Source organism: Promicromonospora sp. MEB111 (assembly GCF_030209445.1).
Classification (GTDB): Bacteria; Actinomycetota; Actinomycetes; order Actinomycetales; family Cellulomonadaceae; genus Promicromonospora.
The window spans coordinates 109,214-126,297 of sequence record NZ_JARVSD010000019.1; the positions used below are offsets into that span (position 1 = coordinate 109,214).

General features: G+C 73.7%; 16 protein-coding genes and 1 pseudogene. 11 read left to right on the plus strand and 6 right to left on the minus strand.

Annotated elements, in window-relative coordinates; genetic code table 11:
* Nucleotides 1-3: 3 nt before the first annotated feature.
* Together QRN56_RS23110 and QRN56_RS23115 are read left to right on the plus strand one after the other, a co-directional pair.
* Nucleotides 4-900 carry an aminoglycoside phosphotransferase family protein gene (locus QRN56_RS23110; RefSeq protein ID WP_285107251.1) on the plus strand — a complete coding sequence of 299 codons (897 nt, stop codon included), beginning with the start codon at nt 4-6 and terminating at the stop codon, nt 898-900.
* Nucleotides 901-1,022: 122 nt separating this feature from the next.
* A complete protein-coding gene (locus QRN56_RS23115) occupies nt 1,023-1,340 on the plus strand; it encodes a DUF5808 domain-containing protein (protein WP_285107253.1) in 318 nt (105 codons plus the stop codon).
* 87 nt (nt 1,341-1,427) lie between these two features.
* Here QRN56_RS23115 and QRN56_RS23120 read toward each other — a convergent pair whose 3' ends face one another.
* Nucleotides 1,428-2,657: a hypothetical protein gene (locus tag QRN56_RS23120; RefSeq protein ID WP_285107255.1), complete on the minus strand. Its 1,230-nt coding sequence runs from the start codon at nt 2,655-2,657 to the stop codon at nt 1,428-1,430.
* Nucleotides 2,658-2,841: 184 nt separating this feature from the next.
* On the opposite strand from QRN56_RS23120, the gene QRN56_RS23125 reads away from it, so the two are divergent.
* From QRN56_RS23125 to QRN56_RS23135, 3 genes are read left to right on the plus strand one after another with little or no spacing between them, the layout of a single operon-like run.
* Entirely contained in the window at nt 2,842-3,855 is a 1,014-nt protein-coding gene (locus QRN56_RS23125) for a tripartite tricarboxylate transporter substrate-binding protein (RefSeq protein WP_285107257.1), read from the plus strand.
* On the plus strand, nt 3,761-4,435 hold the full coding sequence (locus QRN56_RS23130; RefSeq protein WP_285107259.1) for a tripartite tricarboxylate transporter TctB family protein: 675 nt from the start codon (nt 3,761-3,763) through the stop codon (nt 4,433-4,435). Before QRN56_RS23125 ends, QRN56_RS23130 begins: the two co-directional genes overlap by 95 nt.
* A 28-nt stretch (nt 4,436-4,463) precedes the next feature.
* The gene (locus QRN56_RS23135) at nt 4,464-5,972 is read left to right on the plus strand and encodes a tripartite tricarboxylate transporter permease (protein WP_285107261.1); all 1,509 of its coding nucleotides are present in this window, start codon (nt 4,464-4,466) and stop codon (nt 5,970-5,972) included.
* Nucleotides 5,973-5,987: 15 nt separating this feature from the next.
* Here QRN56_RS23135 and QRN56_RS23140 read toward each other — a convergent pair whose 3' ends face one another.
* The 4 genes and pseudogenes from QRN56_RS23140 to QRN56_RS23155 form a co-directional block, all read right to left on the minus strand.
* Nucleotides 5,988-6,275 (minus strand): hypothetical protein, encoded by a 288-nt coding sequence (locus QRN56_RS23140; RefSeq protein WP_285107308.1) that lies wholly within the window; start codon nt 6,273-6,275, stop codon nt 5,988-5,990.
* A gap of 73 nt (nt 6,276-6,348) precedes the next feature.
* Nucleotides 6,349-6,660: pseudogene (locus QRN56_RS23145) on the minus strand (TSUP family transporter); the annotation flags it as partial.
* Between the two features lie 172 nt (nt 6,661-6,832).
* Entirely contained in the window at nt 6,833-8,179 is a 1,347-nt protein-coding gene (locus QRN56_RS23150) for a sensor histidine kinase (protein ID WP_285107263.1), read from the minus strand.
* Entirely contained in the window at nt 8,179-8,862 is a 684-nt protein-coding gene (locus QRN56_RS23155) for a response regulator transcription factor (RefSeq protein WP_285107265.1), read from the minus strand. The genes QRN56_RS23150 and QRN56_RS23155 overlap by 1 nt, the downstream gene beginning before the upstream one ends.
* A gap of 143 nt (nt 8,863-9,005) precedes the next feature.
* On the opposite strand from QRN56_RS23155, the gene QRN56_RS23160 reads away from it, so the two are divergent.
* The 3 genes from QRN56_RS23160 to QRN56_RS23170 are packed head-to-tail and all read left to right on the plus strand — an operon-like array spanning nt 9,006 to nt 12,129.
* Nucleotides 9,006-10,187 carry a LolA family protein gene (locus tag QRN56_RS23160; RefSeq protein WP_285107267.1) on the plus strand — a complete coding sequence of 394 codons (1,182 nt, stop codon included), beginning with the start codon at nt 9,006-9,008 and terminating at the stop codon, nt 10,185-10,187.
* On the plus strand, nt 10,184-11,233 hold the full coding sequence (locus QRN56_RS23165) for an ABC transporter ATP-binding protein (RefSeq protein ID WP_285107268.1): 1,050 nt from the start codon (nt 10,184-10,186) through the stop codon (nt 11,231-11,233). Before QRN56_RS23160 ends, QRN56_RS23165 begins: the two co-directional genes overlap by 4 nt.
* A complete protein-coding gene (locus QRN56_RS23170; RefSeq protein ID WP_285107270.1) occupies nt 11,230-12,129 on the plus strand; it encodes an ABC transporter permease subunit in 900 nt (299 codons plus the stop codon). The genes QRN56_RS23165 and QRN56_RS23170 overlap by 4 nt, the downstream gene beginning before the upstream one ends.
* Before the next feature lie 78 nt (nt 12,130-12,207).
* Here the strand turns inward: QRN56_RS23170 and QRN56_RS23175 are convergent, their stop codons facing one another.
* The gene (locus QRN56_RS23175) at nt 12,208-13,590 is read right to left on the minus strand and encodes an MFS transporter (protein WP_285107272.1); all 1,383 of its coding nucleotides are present in this window, start codon (nt 13,588-13,590) and stop codon (nt 12,208-12,210) included.
* A gap of 281 nt (nt 13,591-13,871) precedes the next feature.
* On the opposite strand from QRN56_RS23175, the gene murA reads away from it, so the two are divergent.
* The 3 genes from murA (at nt 13,872) to QRN56_RS23190 (ending at nt 17,084) form a co-directional block, all read left to right on the plus strand.
* Nucleotides 13,872-15,188, plus strand: coding sequence for a UDP-N-acetylglucosamine 1-carboxyvinyltransferase (gene murA / locus QRN56_RS23180; protein WP_285107274.1), 1,317 nt, complete (start codon nt 13,872-13,874; stop codon nt 15,186-15,188).
* A 142-nt stretch (nt 15,189-15,330) separates the two neighbouring features.
* Nucleotides 15,331-16,059: a lysophospholipid acyltransferase family protein gene (locus QRN56_RS23185; RefSeq protein WP_285107275.1), complete on the plus strand. Its 729-nt coding sequence runs from the start codon at nt 15,331-15,333 to the stop codon at nt 16,057-16,059.
* Nucleotides 16,056-17,084, plus strand: a complete 1,029-nt coding sequence (locus tag QRN56_RS23190; protein WP_285107277.1) for an NAD(P)H-dependent glycerol-3-phosphate dehydrogenase — start codon at nt 16,056-16,058, stop codon at nt 17,082-17,084. Before QRN56_RS23185 ends, QRN56_RS23190 begins: the two co-directional genes overlap by 4 nt.

Sequence of the window (17,084 nt, forward strand, 5' to 3'; positions counted from 1 at the left end):
GCCGTGATCGAGGTCCCCGCGACCTTCCTCGCGATGCCGCGCTGGTGGACCGCGACGGCCGCCGAGGAACAGTGGCTGGCCGATCTGCCGCGCCTGGTGGACGCCCGGTGCCGGCGCTGGGACCTGACGGTCGACGGCCCGCCCCTGCACGGGTCGAACGCGCTGGTCGTCCCCGTGCGCCGGGCCGGGTCGCCCGCCGCGCTCCGCCTGACACCTCCGGACGACGACACCGCCGCGCTCTCGACGGCGCTGGAGTTCTGGCGCGGCCACGGCGTGGTGGGGGAGCTCGAGGCGGACCCCGCGGCCGGGGTGCTCCTGCTGGAACGGCTCGACCCGCACCGCTCGCTCGCGCGCCAGCCCCTGGACGTCGCGTTCGCCGAGATCGGCCGGATCGCTCGGTGCCTCGCGATCCCCGCCGGCGACGACGTCGCGGCCGGCGTCGGCCGCGTGGCGGACGACGTGGCCCGGCTGACCCCGCGCCTGCGCCCCGCCTGGGAGCACCTGGGCCGGCCGTTCGACCCGGGCGTGCTGGACCTCGCGGCCGACGCCGCGGCCGTGATCCTCGCCGGCGACCGGGATCCGGTGGCGGTGAACACCGACCTGCACTTCGACCAGGTGCTGCGGGACCGGGACGGCCGGTGGTGCGTGGTCGACCCCGTGCTGAGGCGGGGCGACGCGGAGCGGACGGCGGTGAACGTGCTCTGGCACCGGGTCGACGAGATGACCGACCGGGAGATCCCCGGCTGGTTCGACGTGCTGGTCGAGGCCGCGCGGCTCGACGTCGAGCTGGCCCGGGCGTGGGCGCTGTGGCGGGTCACCGACTACTGGGTCTGGGGTCTGGACAACGGCCTCACCGAGGACCCGCCCCGGTGCGCCCGGCTCGTCGCCGCCCTGGGCTGACCGCGCCGCGTGTCGCGCCGACGGCGTCCCGAGCTGCGTTCGCGACCTGCTGACGCGTGGCCCAGGATGGTGGCGACAGGCACCGGCGACGAGAGCCGGCGCCGCGAGCACCGGAGGACGTCGTGGGCTCCACCAAGTCGGGCGGCAGCACCAAGCACCGCGGGGGCGGCCTGAAGCGGCTCGTCACGATCGTGACCATCGGCCTGGCGGTCGTGGCAGTGATCAAGGAGCTGCGCCTTCCGGAGGAAGAACGCACGTGGAACGGCAAGGTCGCGGCCGTGGTGCCGTACGACTTCCGGTTCCCGACGCTGGAGCGCGCCAAGGAACGGCTGTGGGACCCGGACGCGGAGCACGTCATCGGGCCGCGCGTCTTCGGCGTCGGCTGGGCGGTCAACGTGGGCCGCGTCGTCGCGCTGGTCCGGGAGAAGCTCGGCGTCTGAGTTGCTCGGCGGCTGCCCGGCAGGCGGCGTTCCGACCGCCGGCTGCGGCGCTGACCTCCCCGTCCGGCGAGGGTTCCGGCACAGACCTCAGTGGTCGGCGTCCCACCGTGCGACCTCGGAACCCTTCGCCCCGCCGTACATGTCGACGACCTCGCCGTCGGGCCCGTAGGTGACCGAGGCGTCGTCGTACGGGCCGGAGCCCCAAACGACGATCTCGTAGGCCCGGCCGGTGTCGCCGAACGCCGGGTTCGGCACGTGGACCCGGACGGTGACCAGGTCCTCCGGCTCGAAGCCCGCCTGCCGCGGCAGCCGGTCGGCGAGCTCCTGGAGCGAGCCCCAGTCGACGTCGGCGGCGTCGAAGGTCAGCAGCGGCAGCTCGTCGTCGCTCGGCTGGATGGGCGACGGTTCGTGCCGCACCACGTCGCCGCGCGCCCAGACGAGGTCGTCGGTGTTGTCGGAGCCGGGGGTCGCGGGCACGGTCGCGGTCGCCGTCGTGCTGCCGAGGCCGACGTCAGTGAAGGAGCTGTCCCCGGCCTCGGCGACGAACGCGTCGACGACCTCCTGCGCGCGCACCGGGTCGAGGGTGCTGGCCTCCCGGTCGACGCGCCGCTCCTGGGCCGCGGAGACCTCCAGCAGCGGCGTGCCGGAGAGTACCGCGGCGACGTCCTCGCGCACGGGGTAGAGGCGGGCGGCGAACCCGACGAGGACCAGGAGCGCGAGCAGCACCGCCGGGATCTTCACCAACCCACGCGCGTCGCGGCCCGCGCTCACGGGCACCGCCGCCCACTCGTCGGGCTCGTCCATGCGGGCGACCGTGTCCGCCTGCGCGGCCTTCTCCCGCCACGACTGCGGCGGGGACTGGAGCAGGGTCACGCCGGGGGCGTCCGCCTTCTCCTGCAGCACCACGACCACGGCCCCCGGCTGGAACTGCGGCAGGCGGGTCCTGTCGATCAGCGCGCGGGTGGTCGTCGTGTACGCGGCGCGGGTCCGGGCGGCGACGGCGAGCCGCAGCTCGGCCACGGGGTCGTCGTTGATCTCGGTCCCGGTCGAGGAGATGTCCAGCACCTTGGCCAGGTGCAGGCGGCCCTCGCGCTCGGCGGTGACCACGACGTCGACCGACGGCGTGGTGCGCAACGCGCTGGTCCCGCCGATGCCCACGAGGGTGGTCACCACGGCCGTGAGCGCGACCGCGAGGATGCTCACGACCAGGGCGACGGGCAGCCACCAGGCCGGGGCGCCGTGATCGAGCCGGAGACCGATCAGCAGGATGCAGGCGAGGGCGAAACCCACGGCGAGAGAGCGCACTATCCGGATCACGCGGCAAGTATTCCGGACACCTCTGACATTCCGGGGTGGCATCGTTCGCCGACGAGGTCACCGTTAGGTCAAGCCATGAGAACTTTGTGGCGTACATCACATGTTGGGCGGTAATGTCACGGTCTCGACCGGATCGACTGCCACGGATCAACCTCTGCCAGATCAACGATGATCGGAGACGGACATGACCCCCGCCGCACCCCGGAGACACCGGAAGGCCGCCGCGTACCTCGGTGCGCTCGCCGGTCTCAGCCTCGCCCTGGCCGCCTGCTCCTCGGGCGGCGGCTCCGACCCCGCCGCCTACCCCGAGGACGACATCGAGGTGATCGTGCCGTTCTCCGCCGGCGGCCCCACCGACACCGTGACCCGCATGGTCGCCGAGCCCATGGCCGAGGAGCTGGGCGTGCAGCTCGTGGTCCAGAACGTCGACGGCGCGGGCGGCACCGTCGGAGCCGGACAGGCCGCGACGGCCGAGCCGGACGGCTACACCGTGCTCATGCACCACATCGGCATGTCCACGGCGCCGGCGCTCTACGCCGACCTGGCCTACGACCCCGTGGCCGACTTCAAGCCGGTCGGTCTCGTCACCGAGGTGCCCATGACGATCATCGCGCGCGCCGACTTCGAGCCCGACACCTTCGAGGAGTTCGTCACCTTCGTCCAGGAGAACGCCGACACGGTGACGATGGCGCACGCCGGCGAGGGCTCCGCCTCCAACCTGTGCGGCCTGCTCCTGACGGACGCCCTCGGCGTCGACCTGACGGCCGTGCCCTATGACGGCACCGGCCCCGCCATGGCCGAGATCGTGGGCGGACAGGTCGACTTCATGTGCGACCAGACCACGAACACGACCGGCCAGATCACGGCGGGCGAGGTCAAGGCCTACGCGGTGACGACCCCCGAGCGGATCGAGGCCCTGCCCGACCTGCCCACCACGACGGAGGGCGGCCAGCCGGACATCCAGGTCAGCGTGTGGCACGGCCTGTACGTCCCGGCCGAGACGCCCGACGAGATCGTCGAGAAGCTCACCGGCGCGCTCCAGGTGGCGCTGGCCGACCAGGGCGTCGTCGACCAGATGGCCGACCTCGGCACCGCGCCCGTGAGTGCCGACCAGGCCACCCCCGAGGCGCACGCGGCGCTGCTGGAGGAGCAGATCGCGACCTGGGGCGGGATCATCGCCGACGGTCAGGGAGGCTGAGATCGGCGCCCTCCGGCCCCGTTCGACGGGCGACCTCGTCGCGGGCCTGATCTTCCTCGGCCTCGGCGCGGCGTTCGCCGTCGGGGCGCTCGGGTACGAGCTCGGCGCCCTCCTCGAGATGGGCCCGGGGTACGTGCCGCTCGCCCTCGGCCTCGTGCTCGCCGCGCTCGGCCTCGCGACCGTCGTCAAGGCGTACGTCGCGCCCGACCCGGCGCCCGGCGAGGTGGCCGACGTTGTGCCGGGCGACGCCGTGCCGGGCGACGCCGTGCCCGACGACGCCGTGCCCCACGACGCCCGTCCCGACGACGCCGCGCCCGACCCCCGCCCGCTCGCCGGTCTCCGGTGGCGGCCGACGCTGGCCGTGTTCGCGGCCGTGGTGTTCTTCGCGCTCACGGTCGAGGGGCTCGGCCTGCTGCCCGCGACCTTCGGCACCGGCCTGCTCGCCGCGCTGGCCCGGCCCGGCACCAGGCCGTTGCAGGCCCTGGTGATCGCAGCCGGCCTGACGGCGGCGAGCTGGGTCATCTTCGTCGTCCTGCTGCAGCTGCGCCTGCCGCTGCTGGGCGACGGGCTCGGCGGCTAGGCCCCCGGCGGGAACGAGGAGAGACGACATGGACCTGCTCGACAACCTCGCCCTCGGGTTCTCCGAGGCGCTCCAGTGGCACAACCTGCTGTTCTGCCTGCTCGGCGTCGCGCTCGGCACCGCGGTCGGCGTGCTGCCCGGCATCGGGCCCACGGCGACCATCGCCCTGCTGCTGCCGATCACGTTCGGGTTCGACGACCCGACGTCGGCCCTCATCATGCTCGCCGGCATCCACTACGGCGCCCAGTACGGCGGGTCGACGACGGCGATCCTGCTCAACCTGCCCGGCGAGTCGTCGGCGGCGGTCACGGCGATCGACGGGCACCAGATGGCGCGCTCCGGCCGGGCCGGGGTGGCGCTCGCGGTGGCGGCGCTCGGCTCGTTCGCGGCCGGGACGGTCGCGACCGTGGTGCTCGCCGTCGCCGCCCCGCCGCTGGCCCGCGCCGCGCTCGCGTTCGGGGCCGCCGAGTACTTCTCGCTCGTGGTGCTCGGCCTCGTGGCGTCGATCGCGCTGGCGAGCGGCTCCACGCTCAAGGCGCTCGCGATGATCGTGCTCGGCATCCTGCTGGGCACCGTGGGCCAGGACCTGTACACGGGCACGCCGCGGTTCACCTTCGGCGTGCGCGAGCTGTACCAGGGGCTGAGCTTCGTGGCGGTCGCCGTCGGCGTGTTCGGCATCGCGGAGATCCTGCGCAACCTGCACGACCCGCGCACCCGGACCCGCATGGTCAGCCGCGTGGCGAACCTGTGGCCCGGCCGGGCCGAGCTGCGGCGGATCGTCGCGCCGGTGCTCCGCGCCACCGGGCTCGGGTCGCTGCTGGGCGTGCTCCCGGGCGGCGGGCACGTGCTCGCCTCGTACGCGTCGTACGCGGTGGAGAAGCGGATCTCGCGGACGCCGGGGGAGTTCGGGCACGGGGCGATCGAGGGCGTGGCCGGCCCGGAGTCGGCGAACAACGCCGCTGCGCAGACGTCGTTCATCCCGCTGCTGACGCTCGGGCTGCCCGCCCACCCCGTGATGGCCCTGATGGTGGGCGCGTTCATCATCCAGGGCATCACGCCCGGCCCCGACGTGATGACCGAGCAGCCGGCCCTCGTCTGGGGCCTGATCGCGTCCATGTGGATCGGCAACGTGCTGCTGGTGCTGCTCAACCTGCCGCTCATCGGGCTGTGGGTGCGCATGCTGTCGGTGCCCTACTCGGTGCTGTTCCCCGTGATCGTGGTGTTCGCGTGCATCGGCACCTACTCGTTGAACCAGAACCCGTGGGACGTGCTCGCGATGGCGTTCTTCGGCGTGCTGGGCTTCGTGCTGGTGCGCTGCGGGTGCGAGCCCGCGCCGCTGCTGCTCGGGTTCGTGCTGGGGCCCATGCTGGAGGAGAACCTGCGGCGGGCCCTGCTCATCTCCCGGGGCGACCCCACGGTGTTCCTCACGCGCCCCATCTCGGCGGTGCTGCTCACCCTGGCGGTGCTGGCGCTGGTCATCGCGGTGCTCCCGGCGATCCGCCGCAAGCGCGACGTGGTCTTCGCGGAGGACGAATAGGGGTCGCGGGAGCCTTCAGATCGTGAGGAGGCCCCGGGTCAGGGCCGTGACCGCGCCCCCCACCGCCACCGTGACCGCGATGCGGGAGGCGACCGGGGTCGGCAGCCGCCGGGCCAGGACGTTGCCGAACGCCACCCCGGCGAGCACGGCGGCGAGCAGCACCGGCCAGACCCACCACGCGGGGGCGGAGCCGGCCGGGATCGCGCCGAAGCCCAGCTTGGTGACCACCGACATGACATTCATGACCACGAGCAGCGGCTGCATCGTCGCGGCGAACGACCGGTGCTCCCAGCGGGTGGCCATCGCGTAGGGTCCAGGCGGGCGCCGCCACGCCCGACGTCGTGTTCATGAAGCCCGCCGCCAGGCCGGTGACGACGGCGACGGAACGGCCCTGGATCCGCACCCGCCGCCGCAGCAGGGCCGAGGCGCCCAGCGCGAGCAGCACGGAGCCGCCCACGATCACGTCGAGCCACGCGGTGTCGGCCTCGCGGACCGTCAGCGCGCCGAGGACCGAGCCCACCAGCATGAGCGGCAGGATCGTGACCACCCGCCGCCAGTCCACGCCGTCCCGCAGCGCCCGCAGGATGAGCAGCGCCGTGACGATCGCGGCCACGTTGCTGACCAGCACGCCCACCGACGCGCCCAGGAACACCGTGAGCACCGGCGCGGCCACCATGCCGACGCCCATCCCGGCGACGCGCTGCAGCCCGGCCCCGAGGACGACGGCCAGGCACGCTGCGATCAGGGCCGTCGTCTCCACCCGGACACGCTAACCCCGATCCGCGGCCGCGCTGGTCCGCGAGATGCCCTGTTCAGCGGGCCGCTCGGTGGTGCGTCTCACACCGTGACGGCCAGGTCGGTCAGCGGGCCCGCGGCCACACCACGGTGAACCGGGCGCCGCCGTCGGGCGACTCGCCGACGGCGGCCCGGCCGCCCCGGCGGCGGACGAGCTCGGCGACCAGCGCCAGGCCGAGCCCGGCGCCGCCGGAGGTGCGCGCGCGGTCGTCGGACACCCGGTAGAAGCGGTCGAAGACCTTGGCCCGGTGCTCGGGCCGCACCCCGGGGCCGTCGTCGTCGACGAGCACGCGCACGGTGGACCGGCCCGCGAGCACCGAGACCACGACCCGCGTGCCGGCGTACCGGCAGGCGTTGCGCAGCAGGTTGTCCAGGACGAGCCCGGTCTCCGTGCGCGCGGCGGCCGCCCAGACCTGGTCGGCCGCGACGTTGACCAGGATCGGCACCGGCTGCTCCCCGGCGCGCGCCACGGCCGCGTGCACCTCGCCCACCAGGTCCACGTCGTCCGACGGGGGCAGCTCGCCGGCGTCCGAGCGGGCCAGCGCCAGCAGCCCGTCGAGCAGGGCCGACAGCCGTTCGGCGTCCGCGAGCACGTCGGCGTGCACCTCCTGCGAGAGCGCCGGGTCGGGGTTGGTCACCGCGACCTCCGACTGGAGGCGGATCGACGCCACCGGCGACCGCAGCTCGTGCGCGGCGTCGCCCGTGAACCGCCGCAGCCGCTCCGTGGTGGCCTCCTGCCGGTCCAGCAGCTCGTTGAAGTCGCCGGCCAGGGCGCGCAGCTCGCCGGCCGCGGCGTCGGGCACCGCCAGCCGGGCGCCGGGCGCGAGCCGGCGCACGGACTGGCGCATCCGGGCGACCGGGGCCAGCGCGGACCCGACGGCGAACCAGATCGCGACGCCCGCCACCACGGTCCCGACGAGAGCCGTGACCAGCAGCCAGCGGCTGCCCGACGCCTCGGCGGCGCGTTGCCCCACGAGCCCGGTGCCGACGACCACGAGCCGCTGGCTCCCGTCGGGCGCGGTGACGACGGAGCCCTGCCAGCGCACCTGCCGCCGGTCGCCCGCGGTGACCGGGGTCCCGGCCTTCAGCGCCCGCACCTGGTCCCGCGTCAGGGCGGGCGGCGGGGCGTCGTCGACGGCGCCGCCCGCGGTGTCCAGCACGCGCACCTCCAGGCCGTCGGCCGAGGCGGGTTCCGTGCCGGTGACGACGTCGTGGGCGGCCCCGCTCAGCGCCGTCCGGAGCTCGTCGTCCACGGCGCCGGTCAGGAGCGGTGCCAGGCCCCGGCCCGCGACCATCGCCAGGCCCAGCAGGCAGGCCAGCGTGACCGCCGTGGCGAGGGCGGTGATCCGCAGGCGCAGCGAGAAACCCGCCCAGGGCGCTCCTGTCCGGTGCCCGCCGGGCGCCGCCGGCACTAGGGCACGCCCCCGAGCCGGTACCCCTGCCCCCGGACGGTCCGGACCAGGTCGCCGGCGCCGACGGCCGCGAGCTTGCGGCGCAGGTAGCCCACGTACACCTCGACGACGTTCCGGGTCGCGGCCTGCTCGTCGCCCCAGACCTCCGTCAGCAGCTCCTGCTTGGTCCACACCGTCCCGGCGCGCGAGGCCAGCGCCACGAGCAGCGCGTACTCGCGCGGGCTCAGGGGTACGTCGACGTCGGCGTAGCGGACGGCACGGGCCCCGCGGTCGACGGTCAGCGGCCCGAGCCGGATCGGCTCCCGCGTGGTGCCCGGGGCCGCGCGGCGCAGGAGGGCGCGGAGCTGGGCGAGCAGCACCACGAACGAGAACGGCTTGACCACGTAGCCGTCGGCTCCGAGGTCCAGCCCGTCGGCCTGGTCCACCTCGCCGTCCTTCGCGGAGACGAGCAGCACGGGCGTGGTGACGCCGGCGGACCGCAGCTCCTGGAGCACGCGGTACCCGGACAGGCCCGGGATCATGATGTCCAGCAGCACCGCGTCGAACGACCCGGTCCGCGCCAGCCGCAGCCCGGCCGGGCCGTCTGCCGCGACCGTGACGTCCATGCCCTCGGCGCGCAGGCCGCGGTCCAGCGCCTTGCGCACGCCCGGCTCGTCGTCGACCACGAGAATCTGCGGTCTCATGCCTGCCAGCATGCCGCACGCGGCGGCCGGTGCGTATGCCGGGCGGGTGCCGGCCGGCAGGTCGGGACGTTCTCAGCGAGGTCTCAGGCGCCACGGGGGATCGTGGAAGGAGCAGACTGGTTCCACACGCGAAGGAGCGGGACATGAGGCCGAGGACGAAGGCGCTGGTCGCCGCCGGGTCAGGGATCGCGGTCGGGCTGGGCGGGCTGGCGCTGACCGCGCTGCCCGCCGGGGCGGACGACGATCCGGTGCTGCCCGCGATCGACGCGGAGCAGCTCGTGACCTCCGCGCTGGAGGCCACGCCGCCCGCGTTCGACGGCGTGGCCGAGGTGAGCAACGAGCTCGGGCTGCCCGCCGTGCCCGGGGCGGACGCCCTGGACTTCGAGTCGGTGCGGGTGTTCCACGACGGCGCGGAGTCCGCCCGGGTCCAGGTCGAGCGGCCGACGTCGGAGCTGACGTTCGTCAAGAACACCGACGAGGCGTGGGCCTACGACTCGCAGGAGAACAGCGCGCGGCAGCTCACCTGGGACGACGCGGACCTCGCGGCGGCCAGGGAACGGGCCGGGCAGCACGCCGCGAAGCAGGGCCACGCCGAGGCACGGATGGCGGACCCGGCGCAGGCGGCGACCGAGATCATCGAGCAGCTGCGCCCGACCAGCGACATCGTCGTGGACGGCACGGCTCGGGTCGCCGACCGGGCCGCGTACGAGCTCGTGCTGACGCCCAAGCCGACGGAGAAGACGCTGCTGCGCGAGATCACGGTGGCGATCGACGAGCAGACGCGCGTGCCGCTGCGGTTCGACGTGTATGCGAACGGCAGGTCCGAACCGGTCCTGTCGCTCGGCTTCGTCGAGTTCGAGGTCGGCGCGCAGGACGCCGGTCTGTTCGAGTTCACGCCGCCGGCCGGCGCTGACGTCAAGACCACCGACGCGGGTGACGTCGCGCAGGCCCGGGGCGAGCACGCGGGGGAGGCCGGCGAGCCGGGCGGCCCCGGGGAGAGCCTGACGACGGTCGGCGACGGCTGGGACGCGGTGCTGGTGGGCACGGTGCCCGCCGAGGCGCTGGGCCAGGACGTCGCCGGTGCGGGACCCGCCGGGAGCGAGGGCTTCCTCGGCGGCGCAGGATCGGCGGGAGGCGGGTCGGCGGGAGGCGAGCAGGACCTCGCCGGGCTCCTGGCCCAGATCGGCCAGCCGGTGTCCGGGGAGTTCGGCTCCGGCTCGTACGTCCGGATCGCCGTCGGCGGTGCGATCGTCACCGACGACGGCCGGGTCGCGGCCGGCGCGGTGCCCCAGCAGGTGCTCGTCGACGCCCTGGACCAGCAGTGACCGAACCAGCAGTGATCGCAGGCTCGGCGGGCGCCGTGGCGGCGCGGACGCGGGGCCTGCGCAAGGTCTACCGCGGCACGGTCGCCGTGGACGGCGTGGACCTGGAGGTGCCCGAGGGCGCCGTGGTCGGGATGCTGGGGCCCAACGGTTCCGGCAAGACGACGACCATCCGCATGCTGCTGGGCCTCGTCCAGCCGACCGAGGGGGAGATCGAGCTGCTGGGCGTCCCCGTCCCGGGGGCCGCGGACCGGGTGCTCCCGCACGTCGGGGCGCTCGTGGAGGGGCCGGGCTTCCACCCGTTCCTGTCCGGCCGGGAGAACCTGCTGCGGTTCGCCGCCGCCGAGCCCCTGCTGTCCGGACGGGAGCTGGACGGCGCCGTGTCCGCCGCGCTGGAGCGGGTGGGCCTGGCGGGCGCCGCCCGCAAGAAGTACCGCGCGTACTCGCTGGGCATGAAGCAGCGGCTGGGGCTCGCCTCGGCGCTGCTGGCACCGCGCCGGCTCGTCGTGCTGGACGAGCCCACGAACGGCCTCGACCCGGCCGGTACGCAGGAGGTGCGCCGGATCATCGCCGAGCTGCACGCCCAGGGGGTGACGGTGCTCGTCTCGTCGCACCTCCTGGCGGAGGTTGAGGCGACCTGCACCCACGTCGTCGTGCTGAACGCGGGCGTCGTGGTGGCGCAGGGCCCGCTGGACGACCTGCTGGAGTCCGGCAACCCCACGCTGCTCGTGGTCACCGCCGACGGCGCGGCGGCCGCGGCGGCTCTGCACGACCACCGGGTCACCGCGTGGCTCGCCCCGGCCGGCGTGCGCGTGGATCTCACGGGCACGACGCCGGCGACCGTGATCGAGACGCTGGTCCGGGCCGGGGTCCGGGTCGACGAGGCCCGGCGGGAGCGCACCGGGCTGGAGGACGTCTTCGCGCGGCTCACGCACGACCTCGGGGAGGCCTCGGGCGAGCGCACCGCCGACCAGCCCGCCGCCGCCGAGCCCGCCAGCGACCAGCCCGCCGGAGCCCGGCCCGCACCCGACCAGGAGCCGGTCCGATGACCGCCCAGGCCACGGTCGCGACCCAGGAACCGGCGCCGGACCGCCTGCGCGCCCCGGTCGGCCGCCTGCTGCGCGCCGAGCTGCGGTGGATCTTCCGGCGTCCGCGGACGCTGGTGGTGCTGGGCCTGCTCACCGTGCTCCCGGTGATCACCGGGGTGGCCGTCGACCTGACCGCGAACGGCGGGGCCGCCCCGGCCACGGGCGGACCCGGCCCGGACGGGCCCGGCGGGGAGCCGCCGATCTTCGTGACCATGGCCACCAGCGCGTTCGTGCTGCCGCTGGGCTCGCTGATGACGCTGCTGATGCTCCTGCTGCCGCTCACGGTGGCGATGGCGGCGGGCGACGCGCTGGCCGGCGAGCAGTCCCACGGCGCGCTGCGCGGCTGGCTGCTCGCACCCGTGGCCCGCGGCCGGCTGCTCGTGGTCAAGGCCGTGGGCGTGCTGGTGGTCGCCCTGGTCGCGGCCACGCTCGTCGTCGCGTCCGGCTTCGTCACCGGGCTGGTCCTGGCGGGGGCGGACAACCTGGCGTCGATGTCCGGGACGGAGCTGTCCCTCGGGGAGGTACTGGGGCGGCTGGTCGTCGCGATCGCCTGGGCGACGCTCTACCTGATGGCGGTGGGCGCGGTGGCGCTGGCGATCTCGGCGTCCACCGAGCACCCCATGCTGGTGGTGGTGAGCGTGCTCGGCGGGCTGATCGTGTCCGGGGTGCTGCTGCAGATCTCGGCCCTGGACTGGCTGCACCCGTACCTGCTGCCGCAGTCGCTGGGCAGCCTGGTCGACCTGATCCGGGACCCCGTGGCGACGGGCGGCCTGGGTGAGGGCGCGTTCCGGGCGCTGTGCTACCTGGTGATCGGCATGTCGCTGGCGTACGCCCGCCTCACGACGCGCGACGGCTGAGCGCACGAACGCCGTCGCGCACCCCCGTGCGGAAGGTGCGCGACGGCGTCGGCGGGAGAGGCGCGCGGGGCGCGGCCGTCAGGCCCCGACGTTCTCCGCGTAGTCCACGTCGCGCGTCTCGTGCGTCAGGAGCAGCGCGACCAGCGTGATCACGGCCATCGCCGAGAGGTAGACGCCCACCAGCACGGGGGAGCCGCCGGCCTCGGCCCACAGCCACACGGCGATGAACGGGGCCACCGCCGCGCCCAGCACCGAGGACAGGTTGTACGCGATGCCGGAGCCCGTGTACCGCACGTTCGCCGGGAACAGCTCGGGCAGGACGGCGGCCATCGGGCCGAACGTGAGGCCCATGAGCGTGAAGCCGAGGATCAGCAGGGTCTGCACGCCCACGTGGCCCGCGGCGAACAGCGGCACGAACAGCCCGCCGAACACGATGATCGCGACGGTCACCCAGATGAGGTGCTTGCGGCGGCCGAACTTCTCCGCCATCGGCCCGGACGCCAGCGTGAAGATGCCGAAGAACACGACGCCCACGATCAGCATCCAGAGGAAGTCGATCTTCTCGTAGCCGAGGCCGGCGGGGGAGCCGTCGGTCGGCGCGGTCGGCGCGACGCCGTAGTTCAGCGTGAACGTCGTCATCAGGTAGAACAGCGCGTAGGTGGCCAGCATGATGAACGTGCCCGAGATGATCTGCCTCCACGAGGTGCGGAAGACGCGGGCCACGGGCACCCGGCTGACGGCCTCGGCCTCGAGCACCTTGCGGAACGCGGGGGTCTCGAGCAGCGAGAGCCGCACCCACAGGCCCACGATCACCAGCACGGCCGACGCGAGGAACGGGATGCGCCAGCCCCAGGCGGCGAACTGCTCGGGCGTGAGCGACGTGGACAGGGCGATGAACACCGTGTTGGCGAGGATGAAGCCGATCGGCGCGCCGAGCTGCGGGAACGTGCCGTAGATGGCGCGCTTGCCCTCGGGCGCGTTCTCGGTGGCGAGCAGGGCGGCGCCGCTCCACTCGCCGCCCAGGCCGAGGCCCTGGCAGAACCGGCACAGCACCAGCACCGCCGGGGCGGCCACGGCCCAGCCCGGCGTCGACGCGGCCGGGATGAGGCCGATCAGCACCGTCGCGACACCCATCGTGAGCAGCGACGCGACCAGCGTCGCCTTGCGGCCGATGCGGTCACCGAAGTGCCCGAACAGGACCGAGCCGACCGGCCGCGCCACGAAGGCGACGCCGAACACGGCGAACGACGACAGGAGCTGTGTCGTGGGGTCCTCGGCGTTCGGGAAGAACAGCGTCGGGAAGACCAGCGAGGCGGCCGTCGCGTAGATGTAGAAGTCGTAGAACTCGATGGACGTACCGATGAGGGAGGCGAGGACGACGCGGCCGCGAGGATTGCCGGCCGGCACTGTGCTCTCCCCGCCGCCGGGGGTCCCGGCGGTCGGCGCTGCGGAGGTGCTCATCCCGCGAGATTAGGCGCGCCGTCCGCCATCCGGGAAGTGCGTCTCGCGATGCGGATGGGGTCTTGACGTAGGCTGCCGACGGCGGCATGCGCGGGCCCTGTGGACGCGCGGCGTGTCGAACTGCGACCTGGTGCGTCGCGAGTGAAGGTGTGGTGAACGGTGAATACTCCCACCGGTTGCCGTGTTGGCACGACCGGCGGTGAGGGGCAGGATCGACCGGGCTCCCGGAGGCTCCGCCATCGGACATCCATCATCGGAACGAACGAGACGACGACGAGGATATGAACGATCTGCTGTATGTGAACGGCGGCAACCCGTTGACCGGGACCATCACCGTTCGAGGCGCAAAGAACTTCGTGTCGAAGTCCATGGTGGCTTCTCTGCTGGGGGAGACCCCGAGCGTGCTGCGGAACGTTCCGCAGATCCGTGACGTCAAGGTCGTCTCGGGGCTCCTGGACCTGCACGGCGTGAACGTCAAGTACGACACCGACGCCGGCATCCTGGACCTCGACCCGTCCAACGTCGAGTCCGCCCACGTGGCCGACATCGACGCCCACGCCGGCTCCAGCCGCATCCCGATCCTGTTCTGCGGGCCGCTGCTGCACCGCCTCGGCGAGGCGTTCATCCCGGACCTGGGCGGCTGCCGCATCGGCGACCGCCCGATCAACTACCACCTCGACATCCTGCGCCAGTTCGGCGCCGTCGTGGACAAGCGGCCCAACGGCATCCACCTGCGGGCGCCGCGCCGCCTGCAGGGCACCAAGATCTCGCTGCCCTACCCGTCGGTGGGCGCCACGGAGCAGACGCTCCTGACGGCGGTCCGCGCCGACGGCATCACCGAGCTCTCGGGCGCGGCGATCGAGCCCGAGATCATGGACCTCATCGCGGTGCTGCAGAAGATGGGCGCCATCATCTCGGTCGACACCGACCGCGTGATCCGCATCGAGGGCGTCGACCGCCTCGAGGGTTACACCCACACCGCGCTGAACGACCGGATCGAGACCGCCTCCTGGGCCTCCGCGGCCCTGGCCACGGGCGGCGACATCACCGTCAAGGGTGCCACGCAGCCCGAGATGATGACGTTCCTCAACACCTTCCGGAAGGTCGGCGGCCGGTTCGAGGTGCAGGACGACGGCATCCGCTTCTGGCACGCCGGCGGCGACCTGAAGTCCATCGTGCTGGAGACCGACGTGCACCCGGGCTTCATGACCGACTGGCAGCAGCCGCTCGTCGTCGCGCTCACGCAGGCCACCGGCCTGTCGATCGTGCACGAGACCGTGTACGAGAACCGCTTCGGCTTCACGGACGCGCTGCGCAAGATGGGCGCCACCATCCAGGTCTACAAGGAGTGCCTGGGCGGTCGCGACTGCCGGTTCGGCCAGCGCAACTTCCACCACTCCGCCGTCGTCTCCGGCCCGACGCCGCTCTCCGCGGCGGACATCGAGGTCCCGGACCTGCGCGGCGGGTTCAGCCACCTCATCGCGGCGCTGGCCGCCAAGGGGCAGTCGACGGTGCGCGGCATCGGCCTGATCGACCGCGGCTACGAGAACTTCCAGGACAAGCTGGAGGCCCTGGGCGCCGAGGTCGTCCGCGGCTGACGCCCTCCCGACGACGCCCGCACGGGTCAGACGCTCGGGCCACCTCGGTGGCCCGAGCGTCTGGCACGTCAGGGCGGGGGCGGGGTTCGCGGTTCGGCCGAGTATTCTTTCGGCCGTGTCCATCCCACGCCCTGAGTCACGCATGTATCGCTTCGTCGCGTTCATCGTGCGGAACCTCATGTTCGCGCTGTGCAAGTACGAGTGGAAGGGCGGCGAGAACTTCCCGGCCAAGGGCGGGTTCATCGCCGCGGCCAACCACGTCACGGAGCTCGACGCGCTGACGCTGGCGCACTACCTCTTCGACATGGGCCGTGAGCCCCGCATCCTGGCCAAGCGCGGCCTGTTCGACTCGCCGCTGACGGGGTGGGCGCTGCGGGGCACCAAGATGATCCCGGTGGACCGCGACTCCGCGAAGTCCGCCGAGTCGCTGAAGGACGCCGCGAGCCAGCTCGGCGACGGCGCCTGCGTGGCGATCCTGCCGGAGGGAACGCTGACGCGGGACCCCGACTACTGGCCGATGGAGGGCAAGACGGGCGTGGCCCGCATCGCGCTGACGACGCGCCTGCCGGTGCTGCCGGTCGCGCAGTGGGGCGTCACGGAGATCCTCGGCCGGTACAGCCGCGTGCTCAAGCCGTTCCCGCGCAAGAAGGTGACCATCCAGACCGGCCCGCCTGTGGACCTGAGCGACCTGTACGACCGGCCCCAGGACACCGCGACCCTGCGTGAGGCCACGAGCCGCATCATGGACGCCATCACCGCCGAGCTGGAGCAGATCCGCGGGGAGGTCGCGCCCAAGCCGCGCTTCGACCTGCGCAAGCACCCCGACTACGAGGCCAAGATGACGAACTACCCGCCGGTGGAGCGCCCGTGAGCGCCGCGACGCAGCCCAAGGTCGCCGTGCTCGGCGCGGGCTCGATGGGCACCACCTTCGCGATGGTCCTGGCCGACGCCGGGTGCGACGTCACCCTGTGGGGTCGCGACGCCGCGGTGCTCCACGCCGTCGAGACGACGCACCGCAACGAGAAGTACCTGCCGCGCGTGCAGCTCCCGCCGATGCACGGCACGACCGACCCGGCGGTCGCCCTGGCGGGCGCCTCCATCGTGGTCGTGTCGGTTCCGTCCCAGGTCGCCCGCGCCACGCTGGAGTCGATGAAGGGCCTGGTGCACGACGTCGCCGCGCCGGGTGCCGTCGTCGTCTCGCTGATGAAGGGCGTCGAGCTCGGCACGGACAAGCGCATGAGCCAGGTCATGGCCGAGGTGCTGGACCTGCCGGACGAGCGCGTCGCCGTCGTCTCCGGACCCAACCTGGCGCCCGAGATCGCGGAGCGGCAGCCGACGGCGACCGTGGTCGCCTCGCGCAGCGAGGCCACGGCCCAGCTCGTGGCCGCGGCCTGCTCGACCGGGTACTTCCGCCCCTACACGAACACCGACGTGGTGGGCGTGGAGCTGTGCGGCGCGGTGAAGAACATCATCGCCCTGGCCGCGGGCATGGCCCAGGGCCAGGGCTTCGGCTGGAACACGCTGGCGACGCTCATCACGCGCGGCCTCGTGGAGATCACGCGCCTGGGCCTCGCGCTGGGGGCCGACGCCGCCACGTTCGCCGGCCTGGCCGGCATGGGCGACCTGACGGCGACGTGCGCGTCGCCGCTGTCGCGCAACCACCGGCTCGGCAAGCACGTGGGCGAGGGGCTCACGCTGGCCGAGGCGATCAAGGCCACCGGGGGCACGGCCGAGGGCGTGAAGTCGTCGCAGTCGGTGCTGGAGCTGGCCCGCGCGCACGACGTCGAGATGCCGATCACGGCCGGTGTCGTCGAGGTGTTGGCCGGCAACCTGCCGTTGTCCGACCTCGCGGCGACCCTGCTCGCCCGGCCGCAGAAGTCCGAGGTCGCGGGCTGA